This is a genomic window from Streptomyces sp. 8L, from assembly GCF_020176795.1.
Classification (GTDB): domain Bacteria; phylum Actinomycetota; class Actinomycetes; order Streptomycetales; family Streptomycetaceae; genus Streptomyces.
In genome coordinates this window covers 1-2,199 of the sequence record NZ_JAIUKE010000819.1, presented here as the reverse complement: position 1 = coordinate 2,199, position 2,199 = coordinate 1, and the positions used below count along the sequence as shown (strand labels likewise).

The 2,199-nt window shown below is 66.8% G+C and carries 2 protein-coding genes; both read left to right on the top strand.

Features of this window, described 5'->3' with window-relative positions:
• Positions 1-174: 174 nt before the first annotated feature.
• Positions 175-735, top strand: a complete 561-nt coding sequence (locus LCE31_RS39100) for an RNA polymerase sigma factor (protein WP_225023002.1) — start codon at positions 175-177, stop codon at positions 733-735.
• Between the two features lie 41 nt (positions 736-776).
• Positions 777-1,931, top strand: a complete 1,155-nt coding sequence (locus LCE31_RS39095) for a CU044_5270 family protein (RefSeq protein WP_225023004.1) — start codon at positions 777-779, stop codon at positions 1,929-1,931.
• The last annotated feature ends 268 nt before the right edge of the window (positions 1,932-2,199 follow it).

Below are 2,199 nucleotides of genomic sequence, written 5' to 3'. Positions count from 1 at the left end.
ACTTCCGTCCCACCAGGACACCCTTCCCCGGATCTGCAAGATCCATTGCCAGAGTGTCCACACCACCGGGGTCGCCTCACCCGGGGTGCCGACGAGATTTTTCCGCTGGGGTGTAATAACCCGCCTCTCGGGCGCATTACTTTGCGAGATACCCACTGACCCAGGAGATGGCGTGTGATTCCCGCTCAACGATTCAGACACGTCTACGAGGAGTGCTACCCGCGCGTGCTGGCCTATGCCACAAGTCGCGTCGGTCGGCAGGTCGGGGAGGACATCACCAGCGAGACGTTCGCCGTGGCCTGGAGGCGCGTGCAGGAACTACCGGAACCGGCCCTGCCCTGGTTGCTGGGGGTGGCCCGCAACCAGGTGCGTGAACTGCGCCGCCGGGATAGCCGTCGGCACGCCCTCGCCGTTCAAGAAGCTCAGCGCATCGTGATGGGCGAGCAGGGCGAGCAGGGCGAGGTGGCAGACGTGGCCACCAGCGTGGCCGACCGCGAAGCAGCGCTGCACGCGCTGGCCGCTCTGTCCGACGCGGACCGGGAGTTGCTGACCCTCATCGCCTGGCACGGCCTGAGCGCGAAGGAAGCGGCGGGCGTCCTGCACTCCACGACCGCCACGGTCACCGTTCGCCTGCACAGAGCCCGCCGACGCCTGGAACGCACCATGCAGGCGGCCGCCCGGCCGCCCGCCACTTCCTCCACGCAGCACATGAAGACCGAAAGGGCACTGACGTGAAGAAGACCACGCGACCTACCCCCCCTGAGCGCGATGACGCCATGACGGCCCTGGCTGACGCCCGGCCGACCGCACTCGACCCGCTTGCTCTTGCCGACTCCCACCGGCAACGAGAGGATTTCGCCCGCATCCTGGCCGGCGAGCACCAAGGCCGGGTCAAGGCGTCCTCTTCCCGGCGTCGGACCCGCATCGTGCCCGTGGGCGCACTCGCGACCCTCGCCGCGTCCGCGGTCGCGGTCAGCGTCCTCATCGAGCAGGGCACACATCAGACCGCCAGTACCGGGGAATCGGCCCCTCGCCCCTCTCTCACCGCGGCTCCCCTGAGCGGACGTCTGCAACTACTCGCCGCGGCGAAGGAGGCGGAAGCCTCGGCCAAGAACGGGACGTACTGGCAGGTGACCACGCAGACGCAAGACGTGGAAGTCGTCGGTAACCCAGGCAGGCGCTACAGCCTGCGTTCCACCGGGACTGACCTGTGGTCGGTCGGAGTGCGACCGGGAACCGGAAGCCTGCTGGTGTCAGGTCTAAACGCCAGCACCCAGCCCCGCGCCGCGGCAGATACTCGACGCTGGCAGGAAGACGGCTCACCCCGACAGGTCGACAGTCCTATGAAACTCGGCAGCCCCGTTCAGCTGCGACACGTTCTCGGAGAGAGCCGACCCACGGTGATGCACACCAACGCCGGCAACAAGATCTACGCGCTGGGGCCGAATAACGTCTCTTACCAGGACCTGCAGCAACTGCCCACCAACACCGAACAACTGCGTGCCAAGCTGCTCGCCCTGTACGCACAGGACGACGGGGCGGACGCGCTCACGGAGTGGATGCTGCACCAGACAGCCGGTCTCATCACCATGCCCGTGAAGCCCGGTACCCGGGCCGCCGCATACCGCCTCATCGCGAGCCTGCCCGGCATCAAAATCAACGCCTCCGCCACCGACCCACTGGGACGCAAGGGAGTCGGGATCACGCTGCCGGTCAAGGCGGCCACCCTGCTGGGAAGCCAGGAGGAACTCCTCGTAGTCGACCCCTCCAACGGCGACCTCCTCTCCGATCAATATCTCCTCGTCAAGCCCTCCGACTTCGCACAGGACGCAGGTCTGAAGGGAGGATCCACGGTGAACTACGAAGCGACCACACGCATGGCGTGGAGCAACCACCAGATCACCGTGCCCAAGAACGCCAAGCAGGACTAACGAGCAAGGCGCTGCCGGAACGGACCGTCACCGAGGCGGTCACCTACCGGCCCCTGCCCGAATGCACCGGCCGCGACGGCGCCTGCGGTCTCCCCGTCCGGCCACCGCACACACAACTGAACGTCTTCCAACCTGACGGGTGGTTGGGCCGGCAGCCCCGGCGGCTGGCATGAAGAAAGCTCCTGGTAAACGGGTTCACGACCAAGATCACCAGTCCGCCAGGAGCTTTCGCGTGCTTGTCTACCCGTCCGGCATCGATCTGTCCAGC